The organism is Synechococcus elongatus PCC 11801 (assembly GCF_003846445.2).
GTDB lineage: Bacteria > Cyanobacteriota > Cyanobacteriia > Synechococcales > Synechococcaceae > Synechococcus > Synechococcus elongatus_A.
On record NZ_CP030139.2, the window covers coordinates 775,568 to 802,304 of the forward strand.

Sequence of the window (26,737 nt, forward strand, 5' to 3'; positions counted from 1 at the left end):
TGACGTTCTGTTAAGTCTAGGGTTCCCCTCAAGATGGACTAGCGAGCCGTCAATGCAGTGAGCACAGCATTCGATCGCTCAATAAAGGCTTTCATTCCATCAGCATCAAAGCCTTTTTGCGTCATCAAAGCCAAGTCATAAACATGGCGACAGAGTTGTGCTGCCAAGGCTTGACTCGGTGATTGTCCATCACTGCTTAGGATTGCACCTTGTTGAAGACTGAGGATGTTTTGCACTAAGGGATGTGCCGTGTTGACCAGCAAGATGTGATCATCAGGCAGGTTGCTGGTATCCTGACCCAAAAAGGCACTCATTTCACGCATCCGTCGTGCCGCTTCTGGCAAGAGCACCATTGCGGGCGGAGCGCTGGCATCTGTATCTTTTAAAGATTCAGTCCGCACATTGATACGCGGATTAGCGATCGCGGTTTCAAACAGTTCCTTCAGGGTTTGACTGCGAGTTTTATTGGTTTTTGGATCGACAATTTCTGCTTCTTCAGCATCGAGCAACGTGTCATCCAGTTCAGCATCCACTCGTGAGAAGCGAACGTCTTGATACTCTTGCTCTAACAAGCTAACGAAGTGACTATCGATGAAGCTATCGAGATAGAGAACCTCTAGCCCTTTCTTGCGGAACAGTTCAATGTAAGTCGCTTGGCTCGCGGCATCTGTGCAGTAATAGACGCGGTTTTCATGTTTTTCCTTATTCCGCTCTAGATAAGCTTGCAGGGTTGTGTACCAGTTGCCTTGTCCATCTTGGCCGCGATCGCTGCTGCTGGCCTCACTGAGATCTGCACTACTCCGGAAGACGAGGATCTCTTTGACTTGCTCACGAAATTTCTGATCGTTGAGGCAGCCAAACTTCACAAAGGTGCTGAGATCTGACCAAATATTCAAGTACTGATCACGTTGAGAACGATAGAGTTCCTTGAGGCGATCGCCGACTTTTTTAGCGATAAAACCTGCAATGCTCCGGACTTTACGATCGGCTTGGAGCGCACTGCGCGAGACATTGAGGGGAATGTCCGGGCTATCGATTACACCGCGCATAGGCAACAGGAAGCGGGGCACAACTTCTTCGCAGTGATCGCTGACAAAGACCTGATTACAGAAGAGTTTTATCTGCCCTTGTGTGGGATCAATATCCGGTCGCAACTTCGGGAAATAGAGAATGCCGTTGACCTGATAGGGATAGTCTGTGTTCAGGTGAACCCACAGCAATGGATCATCTTGGAAGGGATAGAGATAGCGATAGAACTCTTGATAGTCTTCTTCTTTCAGATTGCTTGCTGATTCCCGCCAAATTGCTTTTTGTTTATTTAAGACTTCTCCGTCTAAGACAATCGGCACTGGCATGAAGTCACAGTAAGTCTTCACCAGTTGGCGGATACGAGCAGGCTCTAGATATTCCAGCTCATCTTCGCTGAGGTTGAGAATAATCGTGGTGCCTCGTTCTGTGCGGGTCCCTTCCGACAGCTCAAAACTCGGTGAGCCATCGCAGGTCCAATGGACTGGAACTGCATCCTGTTGGTAAGATAGAGTTTCAATCTCAACCCGATCGGCAACAATAAATGCTGAATAGAAGCCGAGCCCAAAGTGGCCAATGATTGGCTGATCAGCGCCACCTTTATACTTTTCGATAAAATCTTCTGCGCTGGAGAAAGCAACTTGATTGATGTAGCGTTTAATTTCATCAGCTGTCATGCCGATGCCGTTATCAGCAATTTTGAGTTGTTTGCGATCGCGATCGACACTAAGAGTAATTTGGGGTTCACCGATGTCACCCTGTAACTCACCTGCATAGGACACCATCTTCAGCTTTTGGATGGCATCGACAGCATTAGAAATCAATTCCCGCAGAAAAATTTCATGCTCAGAATAGAGCGATTTTTTGATGATCGGGAAAATATTGTCGGTATGAATTGTGATATTGCCTTGCTCTAGGATCGCCATACCCAAACAGAAACACTAACAGGACGGCTCGATCATAGGAGAGCCGCCTTGAGCAACGCAGGTCGGGAGGAGTTCGGATTTCCGTCCGCAGACTCACACAGTCACGATCGCAAGGTAGCTGTTCAGTGCTGGGGGGGCTGACGAGGATTCTGGCGATCGCGGCGCAGGGCTTGGGCTCGTTGTTGGAGGTGAATAAAAAACTCCGACTCTGTGATTTCTGTAACGGATTGCTGGACTCGACAAGCATCCACCTCTAGTTCCAAGCAGCGAATCCGTTCTTGCAAAGCGGCCTCCCGCTGCTGAACTTGCAGCGCCATTTGAGCAAAGGCTGCCGCTAAAGAGGCTAGTGAATGATCCGGGCTTTGTAACTGGAGCAAGGGATCATATTGACCTCTTGCCAGCTGTTGTACGCCAGCCCCCACTTCGCTGAGAAATTGATTGGTATAGCGAAGACGCTGGCTCAGCATCGCCAAAAGCGCTTGGGCAAACTGAGGCGATTGTCGCAACAGCTGTTGAAAGTCATGGTTGGATAGGGCGTAGAGTTCCGTCGGCTCCAAAGCTCGACAGGTGGCTGATCGCGGTTGCCCGTCAATCAATGACATTTCTCCGATCAAGGATCCTGGTCCTAAGGCTCGTAGTAACGATTCGTGCTGCTCATCACTGCCATCTGCCACAAACACTCCCACTTGTCCGGCGCGAATCCAGTAGAGCGCAGCAGCCGGGTCGCCACAGCGGAAGAGGATGTCTTGCGACTGGAGCACCTGCGGTTGCAAACAGTCATCAAGCTGGGCCAGTTCAGCCGGCGGGCAGGTCTGCAGAAGCTCGAGCTGCTGGAGTTCAGCCAGCCGATCAGGATCAATCATGGCGATCGCGTGGGGTAGAACGATAACCGCGATCGCGCCGAATTTGGCGGGCGCGACTCTCCAGATTCCGGAAATAGTCGGACTCGGTGATCTCCTGAACTTGGGTCTTCACCGTTGCCGTATCAATTTGCAACTCCAAGCGCTGAATGGTTTGTTTGAGCTGGGTTTCTCGCTGTTCTACCGAGCGGGTCATCTGACGGAACATCCGCGCCAGCTGCCCTAAGGCATCATTGCGCTCCGCAACGGTCTGCAGGCGATCGCGATCGTAGTCGCCGGCCTCGACTGCCACTGCGGCATCCGTGACAATGGCCACATTCCGCAGGTAATCCAACTCGCGATCGCGCAGGCGTTTTCGCTCGAGGCAGGTCTCTAGACGAGTTTGGAGCAGGGTGGGTTCAAAGGGCTTGGTCAAGTAATCGGTGGCGCCCAAGCGCAGACAGCGGATCACGCTTTCTAGATCATCCAGTGCCGAAATCATCAGCACTGGCAGCTCGGCCAGAGTGGGGTCGGCCTTGAGCTTTTGGAGAACCTCGAAGCCGGTCAGCCCCGGCATCATCACATCGAGGAATAACAGATCAAATGGTTCCTGCGCTAAGAGCGTCAAGGCTTCTTGGCCAGAAGCGACACAGATCACATCATGTCCCAGACGACTGAGGCGGCGTTGTAAGACATCGCGATTGATCTCATTATCATCAGCTACCAACAGGCGTCCGCCAGCGATCGCCGGCTGGAGCGAGTCTGCTTGGCGATAGCGAAGAACGGCCTCGGCCATCTCGACCTCCACCGCTGACAGCGCAACCGTTGCCGGCTGTGCGGGCTGATCCCAAGCGGCCATTGCTTCAAGTTGCGCCAGTAACCGCTCGCCCGCCGCCCGAATCCGATTGAGATCCGTCTGACTCTCGGCCAGTTCTGGTGGGGCTTCCTCCAGCAGCAGTTCTACATAGCCGCAGACCGTATTGACCGGTGTGCGCAGCGCATAGCGCAGACGGGATTGGTAGTCGTCCAGACTGAGGGCGCGATCGCTGCTCTGAGGATCGAGAATCTCGTTGACGAGCCGCAGGAGGTCCTGCCCCGCCGCTTCAATCCGCTCTAAATCCGCCGCGATCGCAGTACCCGCCCAGTCTTCGATGAGCAACTGGCTGTAGCCCAAAATGGCGTTGATGGGGGTCCGCAGTTCGTGCCGCCAGTGGGCCAGCAGCGCCAAAGACTCCAGCGACTCAGACACGGACAGCTCCTAACTGGCGGATTTCGACCAGCAGTTGCTCGATCGCTAAGTTCCCTTTGGCAATCACCTGACTGACCCGTCCCTGAAGGCGCTGGCGATCTTGTTCGGTCAGGTCTTTGGCCGTCACGACAATCACCGGTAGGGTTTGCCAGCGATCGCTAGCCCTCAAGGCTTCGACAAAGGCAAAGCCATCCATCTGCGGCATCATCAAGTCCAGCAAGATCAAGTCTGGCAAAGCTTCCATCGCTTCTAAAACCGCCAGCGCTTGTTGACCCTCTTCCGCATCAGCCACCTGCCAGCCTTCGCGTTCGAGCAACTGCCGCAGCAGCGATCGGTTGGTGGGGTCATCATCGATGACTAAAGCCTGATGCTGGCGATCGGCTTCGGTGTAGCGTTCTAGGATCCGGCGCAGTTGATCGCGATCAATGGGTTTGTGGAGATAGTCAGCAGCACCCAGCGCATAGGAGAGCGATCGCCCCTCCACCATGCTGACCATGACGACGGGAATCTCCGCGAGTTCGGGGTCGGCCTTAAGCGACGTGAGTACTGACCAGCCATCGACTTGGGGCATCATCAAATCCAGTGTGATCAGCGCTGGCCGCAGTTCCCTCGCCCGCTGTAAGCCTTCGGCACCACCCGCCGCCGTGACGACGCGATAGCCTTCTTTTTCCAGCATGCGGCGCAACAACTCGCGGGCGCTAGGCTCATCATCTATGACTAAAATGACCGGCTGATTCTGATTCACCGGGGTAGAGGCTGGCGCGATCGCCTCTTCCGTCAGCATCGGATCGACTGCCGGTACCGATCGCAGCGGTTGCACGTGGCGTGGCAGGGTAATTGTGAACGTACTGCCTTTTCCCGGCACACTCTCAACCGTAATTTCGCCTCCCATCATCTCGACAAAGTGGCGACTGATCGAAAGACCCAGACCCGTGCCCCCAAATTTGCGTGTGGTGGAATCGTCCGCCTGAGCAAACGCCTCAAAAATGCGATCGATTTGTTCAGGCGTCATGCCAATGCCGCTGTCAGCGACCTTGAAGCAAATCTGATCAGCTTGAGCTGCCACAATTAGCTGCACCGTGCCCTGTTGCGTAAACTTACTGGCATTGGAGAGCAGATTGAGCAGAGTTTGACGCAGCTTGGTGACATCAGCAGTCATCTGGCCAATATCCGCAGGGCAGTCCACTAGGAGTTGATTCTGGTTTTTCTCAATCAGCGGTTTAATAATCGACTTCACTCCGTTGATCAGCTCCGGCAGGGAGAAGCTTTCCAGGTACAGCTCCATCCGCCCGGCCTCAATTTTGGAGAGATCGAGAATGCTGTTGATCAACTCCAGCAAATGTTTGCCAGCATTGTTAATCTTGCGGAAGTCGGGGAGTAGTTCCGCTGCATCAACGCCCTCCTCCGCTTCTTCCATCATCATTTCGCTGTAGCCAATGATGGCGTTGAGGGGCGTGCGCAACTCATGACTCATGTTGGCGAGAAACGCACTCTTGGCTTGGTTGGCGGCTTCAGCCTGTTCACGAGCCTGTTCCAGATGTTCATTCGTTTCTTGGAGCGCCGCCGTCCGTTCTTCAACCCGTTGCTCCAAACCCACTAGGAGATCGCGCAGGGTCACTGCCATGCGATTGAAGGCTTGGGCTACCACTGTCAGCTCATCGCGACCACTGGTGCGAATTTGCTGTTGGAGGTTGCCATCTGCCATGGCATCTGCAGCCTGAGCCAGCTGTTCAATCCGCTGCCCCAAATGGGTCGCCCAACTGTGGGCCGCGATCGCCCCGAGAATAGCAATGATGCCGCCAATCAGCAGCTGGATGTAGAGCGATCGCTGCTGAATCGCTGCCAGTTGCGTAAAGGGTTGGGCAAACTCCTGCTCATCTTGGCTAATACCAATCACCCAATCCCAAGGCTGGTAGTAGACCAGCAGCATTTGTTGCTGGCGGGGCTCATTATCAGTCTCTCGCGCTGAACTCCAGTAGGAGCTGGAATAGCGAATCCGGTGAAAGGTGCCGGGCTGGCGGACCGCTTCAGCGATTGTGGGGCGCAGGAAAAAGCGACCGGCCGCGTCTTTCGCATCCCAGAAATTTTGCTTTCTAAAAGTGGAATCACTGCTGAGAATCGGCTCACCGCGCTGGCTACCCTGCCCCAGGAAGACGAACGCAGAGCCCGTCACACCAAAGCGTAGATCTTGGAAAGATCGCGCCAGTTCACCCGTTTGATCTTGCTTTTGGCCAGCGTAGATCATGCCAATAATTTGACCGCTGGCATCTTTGAGGGGCTGATAGACGGTGATGTACCAACCGTTGACGACATAGGCGGGGCCGCGATACGTCTTGCCCTGCAAAACTGCAGCAATGACGGGGTTGGGCTCCCCGCTGGGATTGGTGGCAGGAATATAGGTCGCGATCGCCCGTTGTTGAGTGGCTGTGGGGACGGTGGTCGCCACCCGCAGCATGTCGCCTTGGGCATTGATCCGCTGAAAAATCGTGACAGTTCCCCCCATCTGCTGAACGACTTCGTCAATGGCTGGCACCACTTGTTCGAAGTCGCGCACTTGCCCCAGCCAGCGGCCGCCGATCTGCATTTCCGGAAGCTGCACAGGGGTGATGACTTGGGTGTATTGATTGCGAGCCTGCCAAGACACCAGTCTCGACCCAAGACTCAGACCACCCGCGCGCGCAATTGTATTTTCTAAAACCCGCAGTTGACTACTGAGTTGCTGATTGATCGCGCTGCCTTGGGCCCGCACCACGGTATAGGTACGCGACAGGATAGTCTCTTGCTCGCGCTTGAGCAGGCTTTGCACCTCATTGCGGCTGGCTTCGCTGAGGCGGGTGTTGGTGATCACATCTGCCAGCGAGATTGCCGCGATCGCTGTAAAGGTTGTCCCGACTCCAAATAGCAGGAACTGACGGCGCAACTTCATAGCAGTCGGAGGTGAAGGGGACAACCAAGGCTAGCGGTTGAGGCTCTAGCGTTCGAGCAGTTGGGCAATTTTACTGAGGAGCCGCGGCAGCTCGATCGGTTTGGTGTCGTAGTCATCACAACCCGCAGCAATTGCCTTCTCGCGATCGCTGGCCATGGCATGAGCCGTCAGGGCAATCACAGGCGTTTGTTGCAACTCAGGATCGGCTTTCAGTTGACGGGTCGCTTCCCAACCATCCATCACAGGCAAGCTCATGTCCATCAGGATCAAATCCGGCTGCTCTCGCCGTGCCGTCGCGACCCCCGCTGCTCCATCGTGGGCCAATACCACCTCAAACCCTTTGCGGGTGAGACGTCGCGACAACATATCCCAGTTATCTTCGTTATCTTCAACCAACAAAATTTTGGCCATGACTATTCCTCTCACCCACTGCGATCGCCCCAGCTCGTAACGATAGGAGGGGCAACCGCTATCTTATGTGTTCCAATTATCCCGATTCTGCCAAACTCTCCAATCCCAAGGTTAGAAAGAGTCATCCGAGTGTTGGGGTGGTGTGGCTTCTAACTGTTGCCACGTACTGAGCAAGAGATCGGACAACCACTGTCGTTGGCGAGGCTCGAGTAGCGGATCTTCCGTCAAAATTTCGGCCTGTAAATCTGCCAAACTTTGCCCTTGGATTCGAGCCAATTGGATAATGCCAACGATCGCGGTTGCCAACGTTTCACTATCTGCTGGTTGCCGACAGAGATTTAACAGCTCTTCCCGATTAGTCGGAATGGGATAGGACATGGGAATCAGCTGTTGTGGGAGTGAGAAAAGATTGTTAATGCTGATGAATCTTACCCTGCATTTCTGCTGGGTCAAGGGATGGACAGCGGCTTGCGCTGTTGGTGTGACAGCTGCCCCATCTCCCAGTGATTGAACCGGTAGGCTCTCCATGACGATCACACTGAATGTCTATGGATTAACGCAACAGCGATCGCTCACGACTATTAACGCTTTTGTGGAGGAGCATTGCGATCGCGCAGCCATTGAAGATCTCGAGGACTCGGCGTTAATGATCCTTCGCCCTGATGCCACTGATCCCGATCGAGAGGAGTCCTATGATTTTCTGCCAGTTGACAGTCTTAGCCAAGCGATCGCTGTCGGTTTAGAACAGCCTAGCTGGGCATTTAGCCTCTATTTGCCAGCCAAGGATCCGACGATCGATCAAGTGACGGTTAGTTTCTGCCGCGATCGGCAACTGGTTCTGGGCTTAGCACTGCCCGACACTGATACTGCTCCCCAGCAAGCTCAAGCCTTTCTACGAGAGTGGGCCGATCGCTATGACTGTCGGCTCGGCTTGATCGCAGTTGAAGCACTGCCACCCTTCGATACTCAAGATCTGGCCCGCGTGGCTCAGCGATCGCTTCTGACACTGTTTGTGGGACCTTGCCGCTCGCACGATCCGGTCAATGCAGAATGGCCGTCGGTTGTCCCCTAAAGTGATTGAGGCTGATTGCTCCTTCTGGAATTGCCCTGAACCTCATGACTGAGCGCCTTTTAATTCTCTTCATTGCAACCAGCCTAGATGGCTACATTGCTCGCCTCGATGAGGGCATTGATTGGCTGTTTGATGATGCTGACTATGGCTACAGCAACTTCTATGCCCAGGTTGATACGGTGCTGATGGGTCGCAAGACTTACGACCTCTCGATCCGCTTGAGCAACGATCCCTACCCTGGCTGCAAAACCTACGTGTTTTCGCGATCGCTTGCTTCAGTGGCCGATCCAGCTGTGACTGTCGTGCAGGGCAATCCAGGGGATCTCGTTACTCAGCTCCAACAGCAACCCGGTCGGCACCTCTGGCTCGTGGGGGGTGGTCAACTGGTGCAGCAATGTCTAGCAGCAGATTGCCTCGATCAACTCATTATCTCGATTCATCCGATCTTGCTGGGTAGCGGCATTCCGCTCTTTTCCAGTGGTTTTCCCGAACGACACTGGCAACTCATCAAAACTCAGGCTTTCCCCAGTGGGCTAGTGCAATGTACTTACAACAGAGTTCGAGAAGAATAGAACAATCGCAGGAATGTTACGTGATATCAGCTAGCTCGGCGCAAAGTAGACCTGGCGGCGTGCTTCAAATAACCCGATCGCGACACTGACCGAGAGGTTCAAACTGCGCACACCGGGCTGCGTAATTGGAATTCGAAGCCAAACATCGCAACTGGCCATCACATCATCAGGGAGACCACTGGTTTCCCGTCCATAGAGCAACCAATCATTTTCCTGAAATTCAAAATCAAGGTAATTCAGGTCACCTTTGGTGGTGAAAGCAATGAGCCGGCCACCCTGTTGCTACTGCTGTTGCTGGAATGCTGACCAATCAGGATGGGTTGTGAGCTGGACGTACGGCCAATAGTCGAGGCCCGCACACTTGAGATAGCGATCGCTCACGACCATTAACGTTTTTGTGGCGGAGCATTGTGATCGCGCAGCCATCGAAGATCTCAGGGACTCGGCATTGATGATTCTTCGCCCTGATGCCACTGACCCAGATCGAGAAGAGTCCTATGATTTTCTGCCAGTTGACAGTCTTAGCTTAGCGGTCGCTGTTATTGCTCACGGCTGGTTTGCGCAGATCCCGGCGGCAGTAGCCGACAGCCCGAAGCCGTGAAGAGTACCAGCAGGCAGGCTAGCCCGAGGCGAGAACGGGAGTGAGCAAAGACGGTCATGGGGACAAGGTGGGAAGAGGGGAAGAGGCAAACTTGCAAAATCTCTTTACAGTCTGCATGAGAGAGGCAGTGGTCGGAGTAGGGCAAGTGTGCTGGTATACATAACCAGCGATGATGTCGCCCTCAGCGATCGCTGTAGAGGTGATCATGAGCTACCGTCGCCATGGGAAATGTGACGACAAAGTAACAAAAATGTTTCCAAGGTGAGTTAGAGAATCAACTCACCGAAGCCCTTGAGCTTCAACAAGGCCAGGGGTTGCAATCAGACCAATAGATAGATTGTCACAGGATTTAAATGAATTTAAGCTGAATAATTTAGACAAGATAGTCATTTATTTTTAATCATTCTTTGGCCACCCCTCATTTGATAATCATTTAAAACGAGTGATACCACAGTAGTCTTGCTTTAGCTAAATCTGACTTTTGTTTTCAGCTCATACCTTGAGACTAGAAACCTTAATCAGTTATTTAGCAGAACAAGGAAAATCAAGAAACCATGAAACTTAGCTCTCTTCTAATCTGTGGCCTAGTCGGCCTAGCTTCTGTTGGCGTTATCAACAGTCTTGAAGCAGCAACTTCTCCTCAATCTGTCGAAACTTCTTCTAGAGATTCTAGGCTTGCTCAAGCAGCAACTCGTTTTCCAGCAGTTTATAATGAGAACGGTATTGCTTTAGACGGCCAAGATGTTGTTGCATACTTTCGTGCCAATTCACTGGTGCAAGGTAGTCCGAAATTCACTCACACTTGGAATGGTGTAAAGTGGCAGTTCTCAAGTGCCATGAATCGTGACTTATTTGCAAAAAATCCAACTCAATATGCTCCGCAGTATGGTGGCTACTGCGCTAAAGCTGCAGCTGGAGGTGTTTTAGCTACAACGATTCCTAATGCCTGGGAAATTCGCGATGGAAAACTTTACCTGAATTACAGTTTAGAAGCTCAGAAAGAATGGAAGCAAGATACAGCAACTAAGATTGTAAAAGCCAATGCGAATTGGCCTAAAATCCTCAATAATGACACCCTAAAAAGATAGCGTTTCAACAAGCGATACAGTATCTAACTTAAATACTGTATCGCTTGCTTTAAAGACGTTTTTATCAATCAAAATGAGAAGTCAGACATAATGTATGTGGCTTGTTTCTAAAAGCAAAATCTTGATCTAAAGAAATTCTAGCCAAATCAATGATTCATCGTATTCAATCAATTCTTAAAAGTCTTTTGAGGAGACGAGTTTCTGCAAACTCCTTACAGTTTAGACTCACTCTTGAGTTGACCCTAATCTCTGCTTTGGGTGTATGCAGCATCACATTATGGTCCGCTTGGCGACTTGAGCAAACTCTGATTAATGGTTATAAACAAAATCTGAGTTATGTTGCTGATAGCTTTCCTGAAAGAATTAAGATTAGCAGTCTCAATGACTCTATTCAACTAGAGCTTGAACGATCGATCGCCCAAATTTCTAAACCAAGGCTTCTTATTTGGGTACGCAGTCCGCAAGGAAAAATCCTAGCGCGATCGCGAGGAATGAATATACCTTCAAGCGACTTAATTGAAGTTGTTAATAAGTTACCCATATCGAATGACCCTCAAGTCTTTCACATACAGCAGCAATCTTTCATCCTTGCTCAGAGCTATCTAAGCCTTGATGGAACTCCTCTTGGAAATGTATATTTGCTTCAAGATATTACAGAAGATCAGAGACAGTTAGATACTTTGTTTAGTCAACTAAAACTAGGCAGTATTTTACTGACTTTTATCTTGATAGTTGTGATAACTAGCCGAATCCGTAGGGCAATGGTTCCGATCAAGGAAATAAGTAAAATTGCTAGTAATATTTCAGTGATTGATCTTGGTGCAGATCCTCTTGAACTTCGCCATGCTCCTGATGAAATTCTAGGACTTGCAAAGACTTTCAATGATATGTTGAATCGTCTATCTATTAGCTGGGAGCAACAGCAACAGTTTGTCGGTAATGTTTCCCATGAGCTCAAAACACCACTGACAGTAATTTCAGGATATCTACAAAGCCTTTTAAGGAGAGGTGATAATCTTAATTTTCATCAAAATCAAGCTTTAGAAATAGCGTCTTCAGAAGCAGAAAGAACGATTCGAATGCTTCAAGACTTACTAGATCTTGCAAGAGTTGACAGTGGCAATCTTCATTTCCGTCTCATGCCAACCGTATTAAATACTCTGATAGTAGAAGTGGCTGAAATGACACATCGTGTCAGTGGCCGTGAAATTGTTATACATGAAAATAACAGTGGAATTGTTGTCTATGCTGATCAGAATCGTTTAGAGCAAGTTTTGATCAATCTGCTCGATAATGCTGTCAAATATTCGAACAAGGATGAAGTGGTCTACATTAATTTAGAGCAGTCTGGCCAACAAACCTTGATTCACATCATCGATCAAGGAGTAGGAATCCCTCTTGCTCACCAAAGTCGTATTTTTGAGCGATTTTACCGAGTGGATGAAGGCATGACACGATCGCGCGATGGAACTGGGCTAGGGTTGGCAATTGCCAAAAGCTTGATTGAAGGTATGCATGGCAAAATCACACTTCGTTCCAAACCGGGTGAAGGCAGTACATTCACCATCATCTTGCCCAGCTGGGAACCCCTGCCATGAACAATCATATTTTGCTCGTTGAAGATGACCCAAAGCTTTTGCAGTTTATTGAGCAGGAACTTAGCTTAGAAGGCTACCAAGTAACAGTTGCTAATAACGGTCTAGATGGCCTGTCTTTAGCTCGGAGTATTCAACCCGACTTACTCATCCTTGACTGGATGTTGCCAAATCTGTCTGGAGTCGATATCTGCTTGAGGCTACGATCGACTGGTGTTCAAACACCCATTATTTTGCTCACTGCTAAAGACGAAGTGTCTGATCGTGTTTCAGGACTCAATTCCGGTGCTGATGACTATGTCACAAAGCCTTTTAGTATCGAAGAGTTGCTAGCGCGAGTTCGCGCTAGATTGCGGTGGGCTAACACAGGTGAATCCGATCGACTTGAGTTCGAGGATGTCTCACTCAATCGTGTAACTCACGAAGTTTATCGAGGCCAGCAGCGGCTTGAACTTACGGCCAAAGAGTTCGATTTATTAGAGTTTCTGCTGCGGCACCCCCGGCAGGTTATGACCCGAGACCAAATTTTGGAACAGGTTTGGGGTTATGACTTTATGGGTGAGTCCAACATTATTGATGTCTACGTGCGGGCTCTGAGACTCAAATTAGAAGCTTTTAATTCGAAACGCATTCTTCATACGGTGAGAGGCGTTGGCTATGTTATTCGCGACTATGGCTAATTAAGGTCACCGGCCTGCATAGTAAAGCTGGCGACGAGCCTCAAATACCCCAATCGCGACACTGACCGAGAGGTTCAAACTGCGAACGCCGGGCTGTGTAATTGGAATTCGAACCCAAACATCGCAACTGGCCATCACATCATCGGGGAGACCACTGGTTTCCCGTCCATAGATCAACCAATCATTTTCCTGAAATTCAAAATCGAGATAATTCAGGTTACCTTTGGTGGTAAAGGCCACCAACCTGCCACCCTGTTGTTGGCGCTGTTGTTGCAGCGATTCCCAATCAGGATGAATCGTCAGTGGCACATAAGGCCAGTAGTCTAATCCTGCCCGTTTGAGATAGCGATCGCTCAGCTCAAACCCCAGCGGCTCAATTAAGTGCAAAGGCGTCTCGGTGGCAGCACAGGTGCGAGCGATGTTGCCGGTATTGGGAGGAATTTCGGGCTGAAAGAGCACGACCTGCGGCATGGGAGAGAGCTAACGCAAACACAGCAGTCTCTGATTCTCTCGTCTCACCCAGAATCCCGTCTAGCGCGATCGCCCCTTAATCGCTGGCTTCACCACCCACGACGACATCTCGAATCCGCAAGCTCGGACCACCGCAGCCCACAGGTAAACCGCTCTGGCCACCCTTGCCACAACCGCCGGACTCATCCCAAACAAAGTCATCCCCAATTGCTTCGATCGCCGCTAGCGTCGAGAAAACATTGCCCGAGAGTGTGACGTCACGCACTGGCTCAGCCAGCTCACCATTGCGAATCATCCACGCTTCACCCGCAGTGAAGGTAAACATCTCGCCATTGGTCATGCCACCCAACCAGTTGCGGGCAAACACACCCTGCTCAATGCCTTGGATTAGATCTGCAGCCGGTGTTGTTCCCGGCGCAATCCAAGTATTAGTCATCCTCACAATCGGCGGATAGTGAAAGTCCAAGCAGCGGGCATTGCCAGTCGGTGCTTCCCCGAGTTTGCCTGCCGTTTCCCGTGAATGCAGACGACCGGTTAAGACGCCATCTGTAATCAAGGCAGTTGTGGTGGCAGGCACGCCTTCGTCGTCGTAGGCATAGCTGCCACGATGTCCCTCGGGTGCTGCACCATCGAAGATTTTCAAGCTTTCTGGGCCAAATCGCCGGCCTAGGGTCATCACTTCCAACAGCTCAGGGTTTTCGTAGGCCATATCCGCTTCCGAAAGATGGCCAAAGGCTTCGTGCACAAACAGACCCGTCAGGATCGGATCGATGACAACGGTGTAAGTTCCCGCTTCCACGACCGGGAGTGCCAGCGATTTCAAGGCCCGATCGCGCGCCCCTTGTACGGCAGTGTCTAGACCCAGCAGATCTTCCCAGCCACGGCGGGAGCCGGTGGTCTCACGCCCTGTTTGGACGCGATCGCCCTCGCGCGCTGTCGCGGCAAAGCGCATTTCCCAATCTGACCAGGACTGTTCCAGCAGCGTCCCTTCTGAAGTCGCGAGTAGTAAACGCTGGCTGCTGTCGCCATAGCGGACACTGGTGCTGGCAATCCGGTGATCGCCACTGCGCAGGACATTGGTGTAGTGCTGGCAGAGAGCTTTCTTGTCCGCAAGAGCCACTTGATCGGGCGATCGCCCCGTGAGGGGTGCCGTCCAAATAGCACGGATGGGATCAACCGGCGCCAACTCCGTTGTTGCAGTACCAATCAGGCGAGCTGCCGCGATCGCTTCTTGCAGCCGATCTTCGAGCTGACTGAGACGATTGAAACTGGCAAAGCCCCAGCCCCCTTTCCAGCAAGCCCGAACTTGGCCGCCCACTGCTAAACTTTCGCTCAAGGTTTCGAAGCGATCGCCCCGCAGGGAAATATCCGTGGTCTGCGACTCTTCGAGGCGAATCGCCAAAAAATCAGCACGATCGCGATAGCGACGAATCAAGTCTTCGAGCTGCTGACGGGCGGCATCAAAATCGAGGGTCACGGGGCTTCAGCGATCGACGCTTTTATTGTGACCTGACTGGTCCTTCCATCGCGATCGTCACTGCCCCTATCCCAGCTCTTGATTCACGTTTTGTTCTGCCGCTTCGAGCTGTTGCCGGATTTTGGAGACCCGTAGACCGGCCTCGACAGCTGAGCCAATGCCAACGCCACCAAAGCCCAGATAGACGCCAATGAGTCCGAGCGTTACTGTCGTTGCGATCGACTCTTCTTCAGAGAGGCTTTCATTCTGGGCGATCGCGGATCCGAGCAGGGCTCCGCCAGCCCCACCAATGAAGGCGCAACCAAAAGCCAGCAGTCCACCAATCCAAAAGGCTCGCCAGCGCCGCTGATAGATGTAGCCCGTACCATTGCAGCCCAAATTCAGCACCACACCCAGCCAGCCCGCTGATTGGGCAATAATCTGATCCTTTTCCCGCTGGGTGAGCATTACAGTGACTCCTCGCACGACGCTGACATTCTAGGGCGCGATCGCGGGAATGCCATCCTCTCTGGCACAGAGCTTTACCCTTGACATTGGGGCCAAGTTTCGTTCAGGAGTCAGCGATCGGGTGAGGATCGGTCACAGAGGCCAGAGTCGCCGAATCACCTGTTTGAGGCGTTGCCGTTTCGAGCGAGTCTGTGAGCCGGATTCGGGGCGACTGTCGGGAACTTCAAAAATGACATTGAAGAGTCGCCGCTGCTGACCCTCGGGGCAAGTGAGCGCTTCGACGCCATGCCAAGCCTCGGGCGTGTTGCGGAAAAAGAAGCAGCGATTGTTGAGGAATTGGGTTTGGATCACAGTGCCAAACTCATTGAAATCAGGATTCATTGCTTGAGTCTGGCGATCGCCGAGCACTAAGGTGGCACCGCCCCAAGCCGGATCCCAGTTGGCATCAGTGTTGAAGTAGAAGATCAAGGTGCCGATTTTCAATTCGGAGTCGAGGTGGGGCGACACTTCTGAGCCACCCGTGCCCACATGCCACGCAAACCGCATGATGTAACGATCGCTGCCCAGCGCTTGGCGGATGAATTGGTGAAACGGCTCAGAGGTTTGTAGCTCCGTCAAAAACTGCTGCCAGGGCAAGGGGAGTTCTTCAAGCCGAGCTACACCGGGTCCAGAGTCAGCTGCAGCACCATGGTAAATCGAGGTCTCATAGGCCAAGTAGTAGCGATCGTGGGATCGCTGACCGAAGTGACGACTGCGGCTCTCATGCCGTTCAAACAGGCTAAGGGGCGGGAACTGCTCGCACAGCAGCTCAAAGGCATCAGCAGAGAGGAGACCCGCCGGGTTTAGCCAAGGAAAGGGCGATCGCTGCAGAAAGGCATTCACCTCCAAGCTGGCGAGAACCTGAGGATCGAGAAAGGTTGCAGGTGCTAGGGTTGTGCCCATCTTGGGTGCTCAGAAACCAAGCCAGCTTTTAGTCTAGGTCGCAGATGTCGGGAATGCGTGGACAGCCCAGACCAGAATTGCCGCGATCGATGAGCAGGAGGTTGGTCTTTCTCGATAGGAATGGCAGGATACTGCCAAGACTGCTGGATCGCTCCGTTCCTCCAGCCAAAGCTGACGCAATGATTGGCTACACCATCCTGCTGGTTTGCACGATCGCTCTCTTTGCCCTGTTTTGTGTGGGTCTCAATCTGCACTGGGGCTATACAGGCCTCCTCAACTTTGGCCATGTGGCCTTTTTGTTGATTGGGGCTTACAGCGTTGCCCTCCTTTCCCAGCAAGGTTGGCCACTATGGCTGGCAGCGATCGCTGGGGTGAGTCTTTCGGCTCTCTTAGGCCTGGTCATGGGAGTAGCCAGCTTGCGACTCAGTCAGGACTACCTCGGTATCGTCACGGTTGGGCTGGCAGAAGTGCTGCGGATTTTCGTCCAAAACGAAACGGGGCTAACCCAAGGTAGTTTTGGGGTCCAAGCCTACCCGATTGTTTTGCAGGGTTGGGATCCTCAAACTTGGCAAACAGGCCTGCTGGTCTCGGGTTTGCTAGCGATCGCAGCTTTGGGATATCAGCAACTGTGGCAGTGGTGGCGCAGCAGTGCCAGTCGGGGTCGACATTGGCTAGGGACGATCGCTCTGGCCAGTAGCCTGGTGGTTCTACCACCAGCGATCTGGGGTCTAGCCGACTATGAGCGCTATCCTCGCTCGGGTCAGATGCTGCTATTGCTAGCTGCATTGTGGATCACCGTGGCCGCTGTGGAGCGGTTGGTGCGATCGCCCTGGGGTCGCGTGCTCAAGGCCATTCGCGAAGATGAAGAAGTGGCGATCGCCTTGGGGAAAAACGTGCTGGCTTATAAGCTGCAATCCCTAGCCCTCGGGGGTGCGATCGCCGGTTTAGCAGGCGTCTTCTATGCTTGGCAGCTCACTGCGATTTACCCCGATAACTTTCGACCCCAGCTGACTTTCGATGCTTGGACCATGCTGGTACTGGGCGGCACTGCCCATCGCTTTGGGCCGGTTCTTGGAGCAGTCGTGTTTTGGCTCTATGACAGCCTGACCCGCTTCTTACTGCCTGCCCTCCTGCCACTCGACGGAGCGCAAATTGGGGCATTGCGGATTGCCTTGGTTGGACTGTTATTGATGGCGTTGATGATTTGGCGGCCTCAAGGCATTTTGGGACGACGGGAGGAGCTGAGCCTTGGCCGCTGAGTCTTGGTTGTTAGAAGCGGAGAGCCTGAGCAAACGCTTTGGTGGCTTGCAGGCGGTGCAGGATGTGCACTTGCAAGTGGCGGCTGGTTCTATCACGGGGCTGATTGGCCCCAATGGCGCGGGTAAATCCACTTTGTTTGCGCTGCTCTCCAATTTTCTCAAGCCAGATGCGGGGCGAGTTCGATTTCGAGGCCGGGCGATCGAAAAGCTGCAACCCTATCAACTGGCCCGGTTGGGATTGGTACGGACGTTTCAGGTAGCGCGATCGCTCTCGCGTTTAACAGTGTTGGAGAACATGCTGCTTGGCGCCCAACAGCAGCGCGGCGAACAATTTTGGCAAGTCTGGCTACAGCCCCAAGCCATTCGCCAGCAGGAACAAGTCCTACACGATCGCGCTTTCTCCTTACTCAGTGATGTGGGTTTGGCCGCTAAAGCTCAAGACTATGCAGGTAGCCTGTCCGGTGGGCAACGCAAGCTACTAGAAATGGCGCGAGCGCTGATGGCACAGCCGCAACTCGTGCTGTTGGATGAACCGGCAGCCGGCGTCAATCCCGCCCTGATCGAGAAGATCTGCCAGCACATCCAAACGTGGAACCAGCAGGGCATCAGTTTTCTGATCATCGAACACAACATGGACGTGATCATGTCGCTCTGCGATCGCGTCTGGGTGCTGGCCGAAGGTAAAAACTTGGTGGATGGTCCCCCAGCACAGATCCAGCAAGACGAACAGGTTTTGGCCGCTTATCTCGGGCTGGAATCGGCCTGAGCAGCATCTTGGCAATGTGAACAAGTGGCAGCAACAACAGGCTGACCACAGACTTCGCAGAGGTGATGCTGTGGCGTTTGGAGCTGGCGATCGACAGCAATACGTTCATCAAAGACAAAGCAATCGCCCTGCCAGCGATTGTCTTCCGGCGCGATGGCTTCCAGATAGTTGAGGATGCCGCCTTCCAGCTGGTAAACCGTTTCGATGCCCTGCTCTAATAGATAGGCAGAGGCTTTCTCACAGCGGATGCCGCCGGTACAAAACATAGCGACTTTTGCGGGCTGCTGGGGCAATAACTGCTCTTGGACAAAAGTCGGAAAGTCTCGGAAGCGATCGGTCTGTGGATCGACCGCCTGCGGAAAACTACCAAGCGCAATTTCAAAACGATTGCGCACATCGATCAGGACAATCTCAGGATCTTCCAAGAGCTGATTCCAGTCTTGAGGAGCGACAAGTGTCCCTGTACGCTCCGCTGGATTCAATTCAGGATGACCCAAGGTGACAATCTCAGGTTTTACTTTGACCTTGAGACGGGCAAAGGGCCAGTCAGTGACAACCGCTGTCTTGAGATTGAGATTGGCAAAGGAGGGATGCTGTTGGAGTTCTTCAAGGAACTGACCAATTGCTTCAGCATCGCCCACTAAACTCGCGTTAATTCCCTCAGGGGCTAATAGAATTGTGCCGCGCAGCCCGAGAGCTGCACAGCGATCCTGCAACCGCTGTTGCCAGCGATCGCAGTCTGAAAGAGCAACAAAGCGGTAGAAATTGATCAGAACGAGAACGAGACTCATGCCGGTGCAATGACAGGAGCACTGACGAAGGGTTCCGGGCGCTCCGTTTTTTCAATAAAACTCCGAATGTCATTGAGATCGATGTAGCGATCGGTGGCATTCCGCAGCTCGCGAGCAATCATGCCGTCCGTCGAGACAACGGTGATGTGCGTCTTCTTGGCCCGCAAAAGCTCAATGGCGCGTTCAAAGTCACCATCACCACTGAAGAGAACAATCTCATCGTATTGTTCAACTGTATTGAACATATCGATAACAATTTCGATATCCAAATTGGCACGCTGGAAATAGCGGTTGCCATTCGACTCATCGTGGAATTCTTTGAGCATTTTCGTGCGCACGGTATAGCCAAGGCTGACCAGTGCATCTCGAAATCCACGTTGATCCTGAGGATCCTTGAGACCAGTATACCAATAGGCATTGACTAGCTCAATTTCTGGTCGATTTGCAAAATAGTTCAGGACTCTACGGGGATCAAAGAACCAACCGTTCTTCTGCTGTGCATAGAACATATTATTGCCATCAATAAAGATGGCCAAACGACTAGGGCGAAACGCCATAAAGCCTTGCCTTTAACAATCAACGAAAGGTTACTAGCCTTACAACCATCCTATAAATTTGCTGACTACGCAATTGCCAACTGGGTTGTTAGCCCTTGGTGAGTCGAGGGCTGAGGGGCTGAATGGATGTTAACAGCAATCGCTTTTTTCATAGAGCCCAATTACTGAAGCCGATTTGTCAAGGGGCTAATTTGCTCCGTCGGAGCTGGGCTTGATAGCTGGCGACTGGTCTGCCAAAAGGCTGTTGCAACTCCTGCGATCGCGGCGAGGAGCATCAGGACCAGCAGGCGGCCCCGTCTGGAGCGAGCGGCGATCGCCGACTGAGACCGCGATCGCATCGGTGTTGTAGCAGGCACAGGTGTACTGCGAGAAGTCTCAGGGATATCAGCCAGCCGCAGACGAGTTTGCCAAACCAGCGTGCCTTGGGTCGTACAGCCCTGAATTTGCACTGACGACATCGGAATCTGCAGCCGACGCAAGACTTCTCTGAGATAGGGCTCGAGTAGAACTTGCTGCTCGACGGTGACTCCTTGCAGCCGCAGCTGGAGTCCATCAGGGGTTTGTATGCCGGCAACCGTCACGCCTTGTGGCCGTAACTGGGCATCGATCAGCGCAGCAATACTGGCTGCATCTCTTGGCTGAGCACGTTCGAACGACTCCATCACTGGCATGCGATCGTCCTTGATCGAAGTGTTTGGCAGTAACTTACACAGATCATCGAGCAGTCTTGCAGAGCAATAGGCGATCGTGAACTTTATCGATAGAATCTGGGGCACAGAGGCGATCCCCGTTGATCCCCAACGCGCAATCGCCCGTCCCTAAGGAATGTGTCCCTATGAGCCTTGGATATCTTGCCCTAGTTCTGCACGCCCACTTGCCCTTCGTGCGGCATCCCGAAAGTGACTATGTCTTAGAAGAAGAGTGGCTCTACGAAGCCATTACCGAAACCTACGTGCCGCTGCTCTTGATGTTTGAAGGGCTGCTGCGAGATGGAGTTGATTTTAAGCTGACAATGAGCATGACGCCGCCTTTGGTGTCGATGCTACGGGATCCATTGCTGCAAGACCGCTACAGCAAACACCTCGATCAGTTGATCGAGTTGGCTGAGAAAGAAGTTGATCACCACAGCCAGAATGGTCACTTACGCTATCTGGCAGATTATTACGTTCAGGAATTTACGCGGGTTCGTGAAACTTGGGAGCGCTGCGATCGCGACCTAATACAAGCGTTTAAGCCTTTCCTCGAAAGCAATAACCTCGAAATCATTACCTGTGGAGCAACTCACGGTTATCTGCCCCTAATGCAGATGTATCCACAGGCCGTGTGGGCGCAAATCCAAGTAGCCTGCCAGCACTATGAAGAAAACTTTGGGCGTCCCCCCAAAGGGATCTGGCTGCCGGAATGTGCCTACTACGAAGGACTGGAGCGGATGCTGGCGGATGCTGGCCTTCGCTACTTCATCATGGATGGCCACGGGCTACTCTATGCCCGACCGCGGCCGCGCTTTGGCACCTATGCGCCGATCTTCACCGAGACAGGCGTGGCAGCGTTTGGCCGTGACCATGAGTCCTCACAGCAGGTTTGGTCATCGGAAGTTGGCTATCCGGGTGCAGCTGAATATCGCGAGTTCTACAAAGATCTCGGGTGGGAAGCGGAATACGAATACATTAAGCCCTACATCATGCCGAATGGGCAACGGAAAAATACGGGCATTAAGTATCACAAAATCACAGGTCGTGGCCTGAGTTTGCATGAGAAAGCGCTCTACGATCCCTACTGGGCACGGGAGAAAGCGGCTGAACATGCAGAGAATTTTATGTTCAACCGGCAGCGACAAATCTCTCACCTCAGTAGCATGATGGGTCGCCCACCCATTGTGCTGTCTCCCTACGATGCCGAACTCTATGGCCACTGGTGGTACGAAGGCCCCTGGTTCTTGGATTACCTCTTCCGCAAGACTTGGTTTGATCAAAATCAGTTCTCAATGACGCATTTGGCAGACTATTTGCGTCAGCATCCGCAACAGCAAGTTGCACGGCCTAGCCAGTCGAGCTGGGGCTTTAAGGGCTTCCATGAATACTGGCTCAACGACACCAATGCCTGGATCTATCCCTATCTGCATAAGGCAGCTGAGCGCATGATTGAGCTAAGCCGACGCGAGCCATCTGATGAGTTGGAATGGCGAGCTTTGAATCAAGCAGCACGGGAGTTACTGCTGGCACAATCATCAGACTGGGCCTTCATTATGCGTACAGGAACGATGGTGCCCTATGCAGTCCGCCGAACACGCATCCACCTACAGCGATTTACCAAACTCTACGAGGATATTCTGGCTGAAAAAGTCGACTCGGGGTGGCTAGAAAAAGTAGCCGCGATTGACAATATATTCCCATCTATTAACTATCGAGTCTATCGCCCTCTTAACGCCTAGACTGAGACTCACTTACTGAGCTGATAATTATTGAAAAGCAATCACTTAATCAGCTCAGTGAGATCTCAAAATCAACAAGATTTATTGAAAATCAGTGAATTACTCTAGGGGTTTAGTCGAACACAAACAACTAGATTGCCACGCAGCGATCGCGATCGACTTTCATCGCCGTCCCAACAGCTAGAATAATATCCCCAAGCAACAGTGCCACCAGCAGATTTAATGAGCGAATCCAGTTCTATCGCGCTGTATTCGCGATAGTGATAATGCCCGTCCCAATTGCCGGCAAATCCGGGATGGTAAGGCTGAGGATTCTTACCTTGACTGATTTGCAACAAATTTTCTGACCGAAAATAGTTGGGTGTACTCAGAATGAGTTGCCCAGAAGGTTTGAGGAGAGAGAGTAAAAATTCAATAATCTGTTGCGGATCAGCACAGAGATGCTCCAGTACTTCTGTGAAGACAACGCAGTCATAACCGGCTGGGTTCGGTAGCTTTTCTGCTTTCCCAATATGTTCAAGATCAATTGAAAAATATTGATCAATTTTGAACTTCTGCCGGCACTTTGCTTCTGTGAAGCCAATGTAGTCATCAGCCACAACACGATCGCTCAAATCTAGTGTGATCGTTGGTATTAGCTGAGGATAAAGCGCTGAGACTTCTGAATTGCCAAACTCTAGGAGTCGAGCAGGGCAATCACCGACAACAAATTTAACAGCATTCAATAACTCCCAAAATCGAGTCTTGTGAACTTGTAGATAGTCAGCTTGACCAATAATGAATTCAGCACGTGGTAGTGCTTCCCAAAGTTGATTAAACTGATTGAGATTTAATTGTGGTTGGTCAATAAAAGAAGGAACTGGCCAAGGATAGTAGGCTTGAGCAGCGATCGTGGTAAAGAGATCAACTACAGCTGCTTCAGGTTGAGGTAACTGTGACCGTTGAGAGATTAAAGAGTTTAGAACTTCACGGAAGCTCAGACCTCGTTCCAATTGTTTCCCAAGTTTTTGAACAGTATCGAGATCAGGCTGCTGATTGTTGATTACTTGATAGACATCTAAAAGAAATGGTAAAGCCTCAAATGAATTTTGTGGCTTTGAATAGTGATGAAAGAAGCGGCTCTGTAGCTTTTTAAGTTTATTTTTGAGTCGCTTGAATGCCATTTTTCCTAGCCACCTTTCATAAGTTGATCTTAGTCGTGAAATGATAGTTTATTGCATCGACTGGAGAACTTTATGGAGATTCTGCTTAACCTGTTGAGTTGAAAATAATGCAGCTTGCTGAACAACCTGCGATCGCAGATGAGTTAACTGAGCAGGATATTGCCCAATTTGGGTCAGGGCATCTGCCACTGCTAGCAGCTCGTCAGGTTTTGCATAGACGGCAGCATCACCCATCACTTCACGGAAGATAGGAATGTCGGCCAGCAGGCTAGAACGACCACAAAGTGAAGCTTCAATAATTGGAATACCAAAGCCTTCTTGCCAAGAGAGGAGGGTGAGCGATCGACAGTGGCGTAAGAGACAAATTTTTTCAGCTTCGCTTACATAACCCGCCCAAATGACTTGATCTTCAGGGCGTGTTTGCTGGGCAAGAGATTGAGCATAGTCCTTAGTATGAACATCGGCTGTCCCACCAATCACCAGCGGCAGCTGAGTTTGAATCACTGCAATCCGTTGAGCTGCAATTAAAGTCTCGAGATTTTTACGCGGCTCGATCGCCCCGACAAAAAAGAAGTAGCGATCGCTCTCTAGCCGATATTTTCTAAGCACCGACTGGGCATAGTCCGGTCGATTGGCAAGCGCTAAAGCTGTTGCGGAGAAACTGACTGGCTGATAAAGCGTCTCTGTCCGCGATTCAGCTTGAGGGAATAACTCCAAAAACTGTTGGCGAGTACTATCTGAAATACAAAGAATACGATCGCTGTACTCCGCAGTACTTTTCAATCGACGGAGAAAGCTTTCTGCTTCATCAGGATGACGTAAATAGTTCAGTGGAATCAAGTCATGGATCACCTGAATAAGTTTGCTATTTTTAGAAGCTCTGAGGTTGAGCGGCGAACTGGTTAGGACAACTGGATAGTTACGAGTATCAAGCTTAAATGGCTGGTCTGAGAGTTTGGCCTGTAATCGTAGCTTGCGATAGAACAAGCGTTGATTGCGTAGCAGTTGAACGTGCTGTAAGTAGTTGAGGCGATCGCCGATCGAAAAGTCCAAATTAACAGGAACTTTGATCGCTTTTTCAAAGCCTAATCGATCTTTAAAATATGCTCGAACGAGTTGTAGGCGCGACCAAACTGATGGGTGATCAAGATGACGATGTAATGCTAACTCCGTAAGAGGTGAAGCAGGTAGTGAGCCAGCACCAGTTAATAAGTGTAGCGGATAACCTAAGTCTGCTAATAAGCGAATCATCGCTTTAGCATAGGTGGCAATTCCCCGATGGACTGGCCCTTCTAGATCGAGTCCGTAGACCAAAAGAAGAGGGGAGGAATTGAGCATTGTTATGCCTAAACGAGAAGATTAAAGCGGTTTGATTGTATCACTCTGTTCTGACAATCCCTCTGGAAATTTTCACTTTTAGACAAGAGAAAGCTGCGAATCGATAGGACTAGTCGACAAGATTTTAGCCGCTGTTTGAATCAAAGCCTGAAGATAGGGGTGCTGTAGGTCAATGGGTTGAGGTTTTTGATTGGGCTGCTGTAAAAAACCTTGTTGACGATCGTTTGAAATCCGAAGAACAGCTCCCTCTGAGTTCGTGAGATACCAATTCTCTGCTGTGGCAGTAATTTGATATGTGCGATCGCCATAGAGGAAAGTGATCGGTTGACTGGCAGTTTGGGTTGCCCGAAGACCAACAATTTCGAGTTGAAGTTCGCGGCGATCGTTCCAAAAGTTTTCGCGGAGGTAGTAGGCAATATCGAGACGATCGCTTGGCAATTCGCGATCGCCCCAGCGCCAAAATAGACCACTGATTGCTCGTGAGCCTCGACCAATTGTCAGCTTTAAATGGTCTTGATTTTGACCAATACGACGCTGTTCTAAAACCGCAACATTTTGTGTCCAATAGAGTGGCTCATTATTGCCAATCCCAAAGGGCTGGAGCTGTTGTTGTTGCTCAAACAGATCAAGGCTGGCCTGATCGAGTGATAGCTCGGCGTCGATATTTAAGGCTGGACGGCGGCAATCGAGCGGCAAACAATCTACAGCAAAGGCTTGTAAGCGCGATCGCCAAGCCGATAGATTTTCAGCCGGTAGCGAAAAGCCACCCGCTGCACGGTGACCGCCAAAACGTCCGAGTAGATCGCGGCAATGCTCCAGCGCGGCAAAAACATCAAACTCAGGCGTACCCCGTGCTGAGCCGCGCAAATGTCCATCATCTTCGCAGGTGGAGATGAACACCGGTACGCCGTAGCGTTCGACTAAACGTGATGCCACAATTCCGATCACGCCGTGGTGCCAATCGGGTTGTGCCAACACCAGCACAGCCGTCTGGCGATTATTAAACCCTTCGGCTTCGACGATCGCGATCGCCTCTTCGGTGATCTGTGTACACAGTGTCTGCCGTTCGCGATTCGTTGCTTCGCAAATTTGTGCTAATTCCTGAGCGCGATCGCGGTCTTCAGTCGTCAGCAATTCAATCACGACTTGTGGATCGCCAATCCGCCCGATCGCATTAATGCGCGGCCCTAATTTGAAGCCAATATCCTCGGGCTTGAGGCTACGATTACTCGGCTCTACACCCGCCGCACTCATCAGGGCTTGAATTCCCAGCAGTTGAGACTTGGGCAGCAGTCGCAGTCCTCGTTGCAACCAGCGACGATTCACCCCCGTCAACGGTGCGAGATCGGCGATCGTGCCGAGGGTATATAGCTCCAACAGTGGCCGAATCAGCTCGGCTTGACGCTCAAATTGCTCCGCTACACAAAGCGCCAAAACGTAGGCAACACCCACACCTGCCAGTCCGTAGTAAGGCGAGTCTTCAGGCAGGAGTTTGGGGTTGAGGATGGCGTTAGCAGGCGGTAGTTCCGGCGGCAAATCGTGGTGATCCGTGACGATTACCGTCAGCCCTAACTCGCGAGCGCGGGCGATCGGTTTTTGAGCAGCGATGCCGTTATCCACCGTCAGCACCACGCGGACACCGGCAGCGGCAAACTCCTCCACAATCCGCTCGTTAATGCCGTAGCCTTCTTGCATTCGGCTAGGAATGGCATACTCCGCCTTCGCGCCCAAATGGCGAAACGTCCGCAGCAACAGAGCCGTGCTGGTCATGCCGTCGGCATCGTAGTCGCCGCAAATGGCAATGCGATCGCCCTGCCGAATTGCTTCTTCTAGCAGGAGCACGCTCTCCACGAGATCTTCAAATTCCTCGCGGGGGTCAGGCAATTCCTGCTGTTCAGGCTGTAGATAGTTGCGGGCTTCCGCGATCGCTCCTAACCCGCGATTGATCAGCACCTGCGCCAGTACTGGCGGGAGTCCGAGTTCGGCTGCCAGCTCTGCTGCATTAGGGTTAGCGGGTGCCAAAATCCAGCGTTGTTCAGGCAAAAGGGTCGCCGCTTCGGCCGGTAGACTGGTCAAGACCTCGGTTCCAATTCGCTTTCCAATTGTAGGG

25 protein-coding genes and 1 pseudogene are annotated in these 26,737 nt (G+C 51.8%); 8 read left to right on the forward strand and 18 right to left on the reverse strand.

The features are described from left to right. Positions 1–38: 38 nt before the first annotated feature. From htpG to DOP62_RS03700, 6 genes are all read right to left on the reverse strand, one after another. Positions 39–1,952, reverse strand: a complete 1,914-nt coding sequence (gene htpG / locus DOP62_RS03675) for a molecular chaperone HtpG (RefSeq protein WP_208673357.1) — start codon at positions 1,950–1,952, stop codon at positions 39–41. Positions 1,953–2,074: 122 nt separating this feature from the next. Next, positions 2,075–2,815, reverse strand: a complete 741-nt coding sequence (locus DOP62_RS03680) for a Crp/Fnr family transcriptional regulator (protein ID WP_261789805.1) — start codon at positions 2,813–2,815, stop codon at positions 2,075–2,077. Beyond that, entirely contained in the window at positions 2,808–4,040 is a 1,233-nt protein-coding gene (locus tag DOP62_RS03685) for a response regulator (RefSeq protein ID WP_208673358.1), read from the reverse strand. Before DOP62_RS03685 ends, DOP62_RS03680 begins: the two co-directional genes overlap by 8 nt. Next, complete coding sequence (locus DOP62_RS03690; protein ID WP_208673360.1) at positions 4,033–6,966, reverse strand: Cache 3/Cache 2 fusion domain-containing protein; 2,934 nt, start codon at positions 6,964–6,966, stop codon at positions 4,033–4,035. The genes DOP62_RS03685 and DOP62_RS03690 overlap by 8 nt, the downstream gene beginning before the upstream one ends. Before the next feature lie 45 nt (positions 6,967–7,011). Then, the gene (locus DOP62_RS03695; protein WP_208673362.1) at positions 7,012–7,377 is read right to left on the reverse strand and encodes a response regulator; all 366 of its coding nucleotides are present in this window, start codon (positions 7,375–7,377) and stop codon (positions 7,012–7,014) included. A gap of 111 nt (positions 7,378–7,488) precedes the next feature. Then, a complete protein-coding gene (locus DOP62_RS03700; protein WP_208673363.1) occupies positions 7,489–7,755 on the reverse strand; it encodes a hypothetical protein in 267 nt (88 codons plus the stop codon). Between the two features lie 148 nt (positions 7,756–7,903). On the opposite strand from DOP62_RS03700, the gene DOP62_RS03705 reads away from it, so the two are divergent. Further along, a complete protein-coding gene (locus DOP62_RS03705; RefSeq protein WP_208673364.1) occupies positions 7,904–8,449 on the forward strand; it encodes a hypothetical protein in 546 nt (181 codons plus the stop codon). 44 nt (positions 8,450–8,493) lie between these two features. Further along, on the forward strand, positions 8,494–9,021 hold the full coding sequence (locus tag DOP62_RS03710) for a dihydrofolate reductase family protein (protein ID WP_208673365.1): 528 nt from the start codon (positions 8,494–8,496) through the stop codon (positions 9,019–9,021). Between the two features lie 30 nt (positions 9,022–9,051). Here DOP62_RS03710 and DOP62_RS03715 read toward each other — a convergent pair. Together DOP62_RS03715 and DOP62_RS03720 are read right to left on the reverse strand one after the other, a co-directional pair. Next, positions 9,052–9,288, reverse strand: a pseudogene (locus DOP62_RS03715) (tRNA (cytidine(34)-2'-O)-methyltransferase); the annotation flags it as partial. Between the two features lie 15 nt (positions 9,289–9,303). Next, entirely contained in the window at positions 9,304–9,447 is a 144-nt protein-coding gene (locus DOP62_RS03720; RefSeq protein WP_261789806.1) for a hypothetical protein, read from the reverse strand. Between the two features lie 729 nt (positions 9,448–10,176). On the opposite strand from DOP62_RS03720, the gene DOP62_RS03725 reads away from it, so the two are divergent. The 3 genes from DOP62_RS03725 to DOP62_RS03735 all read left to right on the forward strand — a co-directional run bounded on the left by DOP62_RS03725 (position 10,177) and on the right by DOP62_RS03735 (position 12,985). Then, the gene (locus tag DOP62_RS03725) at positions 10,177–10,710 is read left to right on the forward strand and encodes a YHS domain-containing (seleno)protein (RefSeq protein WP_208673366.1); all 534 of its coding nucleotides are present in this window, start codon (positions 10,177–10,179) and stop codon (positions 10,708–10,710) included. Positions 10,711–10,859: 149 nt separating this feature from the next. After that, positions 10,860–12,308 carry a sensor histidine kinase gene (locus tag DOP62_RS03730; RefSeq protein WP_370538866.1) on the forward strand — a complete coding sequence of 483 codons (1,449 nt, stop codon included), beginning with the start codon at positions 10,860–10,862 and terminating at the stop codon, positions 12,306–12,308. After that, positions 12,305–12,985 carry a response regulator transcription factor gene (locus DOP62_RS03735; protein WP_208673367.1) on the forward strand — a complete coding sequence of 227 codons (681 nt, stop codon included), beginning with the start codon at positions 12,305–12,307 and terminating at the stop codon, positions 12,983–12,985. The genes DOP62_RS03730 and DOP62_RS03735 overlap by 4 nt, the downstream gene beginning before the upstream one ends. A 6-nt stretch (positions 12,986–12,991) precedes the next feature. Here the strand turns inward: DOP62_RS03735 and DOP62_RS03740 are convergent, their stop codons facing one another. From DOP62_RS03740 to DOP62_RS03755, 4 genes are all read right to left on the reverse strand, one after another. After that, the gene (locus tag DOP62_RS03740) at positions 12,992–13,456 is read right to left on the reverse strand and encodes a tRNA (cytidine(34)-2'-O)-methyltransferase (protein WP_208673369.1); all 465 of its coding nucleotides are present in this window, start codon (positions 13,454–13,456) and stop codon (positions 12,992–12,994) included. Positions 13,457–13,532: 76 nt separating this feature from the next. Beyond that, positions 13,533–14,933 (reverse strand): TldD/PmbA family protein, encoded by a 1,401-nt coding sequence (locus tag DOP62_RS03745; RefSeq protein WP_208673370.1) that lies wholly within the window; start codon positions 14,931–14,933, stop codon positions 13,533–13,535. Positions 14,934–14,999: 66 nt separating this feature from the next. Further along, on the reverse strand, positions 15,000–15,380 hold the full coding sequence (locus DOP62_RS03750; protein WP_208673371.1) for a hypothetical protein: 381 nt from the start codon (positions 15,378–15,380) through the stop codon (positions 15,000–15,002). Positions 15,381–15,512: 132 nt separating this feature from the next. Further along, positions 15,513–16,322: a 2OG-Fe(II) oxygenase gene (locus tag DOP62_RS03755; RefSeq protein WP_208673372.1), complete on the reverse strand. Its 810-nt coding sequence runs from the start codon at positions 16,320–16,322 to the stop codon at positions 15,513–15,515. A gap of 179 nt (positions 16,323–16,501) precedes the next feature. On the opposite strand from DOP62_RS03755, the gene DOP62_RS03760 reads away from it, so the two are divergent. Beyond that, the gene (locus tag DOP62_RS03760) at positions 16,502–17,581 is read left to right on the forward strand and encodes a branched-chain amino acid ABC transporter permease (protein ID WP_208673373.1); all 1,080 of its coding nucleotides are present in this window, start codon (positions 16,502–16,504) and stop codon (positions 17,579–17,581) included. After that, positions 17,571–18,347, forward strand: coding sequence for an ABC transporter ATP-binding protein (locus DOP62_RS03765; protein WP_208673374.1), 777 nt, complete (start codon positions 17,571–17,573; stop codon positions 18,345–18,347). Before DOP62_RS03760 ends, DOP62_RS03765 begins: the two co-directional genes overlap by 11 nt. Here DOP62_RS03765 and trhO read toward each other — a convergent pair. The 3 genes from trhO to DOP62_RS03780 all read right to left on the reverse strand — a co-directional run bounded on the left by trhO (position 18,323) and on the right by DOP62_RS03780 (position 20,357). Continuing rightward, positions 18,323–19,138 (reverse strand): oxygen-dependent tRNA uridine(34) hydroxylase TrhO, encoded by an 816-nt coding sequence (gene trhO, locus DOP62_RS03770; RefSeq protein WP_208673375.1) that lies wholly within the window; start codon positions 19,136–19,138, stop codon positions 18,323–18,325. The two genes, DOP62_RS03765 and trhO, sit on opposite strands and share 25 nt — an antisense overlap. After that, positions 19,135–19,695, reverse strand: coding sequence for a LabA-like NYN domain-containing protein (locus DOP62_RS03775; RefSeq protein ID WP_208673376.1), 561 nt, complete (start codon positions 19,693–19,695; stop codon positions 19,135–19,137). The genes trhO and DOP62_RS03775 overlap by 4 nt, the downstream gene beginning before the upstream one ends. 161 nt (positions 19,696–19,856) lie before the next feature. Continuing rightward, positions 19,857–20,357: a hypothetical protein gene (locus tag DOP62_RS03780; RefSeq protein WP_228383057.1), complete on the reverse strand. Its 501-nt coding sequence runs from the start codon at positions 20,355–20,357 to the stop codon at positions 19,857–19,859. Positions 20,358–20,530: 173 nt separating this feature from the next. Here DOP62_RS03780 and DOP62_RS03785 point away from each other — a divergent pair, with 173 nt between their 5' ends. After that, on the forward strand, positions 20,531–22,126 hold the full coding sequence (locus tag DOP62_RS03785) for a glycoside hydrolase family 57 protein (RefSeq protein ID WP_208673378.1): 1,596 nt from the start codon (positions 20,531–20,533) through the stop codon (positions 22,124–22,126). 104 nt (positions 22,127–22,230) lie between these two features. On the opposite strand, the gene DOP62_RS03790 is transcribed toward DOP62_RS03785, so the two are convergent. The 3 genes from DOP62_RS03790 to recJ all read right to left on the reverse strand — a co-directional run bounded on the left by DOP62_RS03790 (position 22,231) and on the right by recJ (position 26,703). Next, the gene (locus tag DOP62_RS03790; RefSeq protein ID WP_208673379.1) at positions 22,231–23,289 is read right to left on the reverse strand and encodes a class I SAM-dependent methyltransferase; all 1,059 of its coding nucleotides are present in this window, start codon (positions 23,287–23,289) and stop codon (positions 22,231–22,233) included. Between the two features lie 48 nt (positions 23,290–23,337). Beyond that, a complete protein-coding gene (locus tag DOP62_RS03795) occupies positions 23,338–24,627 on the reverse strand; it encodes a glycosyltransferase family 4 protein (protein WP_208673380.1) in 1,290 nt (429 codons plus the stop codon). 78 nt (positions 24,628–24,705) lie between these two features. Next, positions 24,706–26,703 carry a single-stranded-DNA-specific exonuclease RecJ gene (recJ, locus tag DOP62_RS03800; protein ID WP_370538867.1) on the reverse strand — a complete coding sequence of 666 codons (1,998 nt, stop codon included), beginning with the start codon at positions 26,701–26,703 and terminating at the stop codon, positions 24,706–24,708. Positions 26,704–26,737 lie beyond the last annotated feature (34 nt).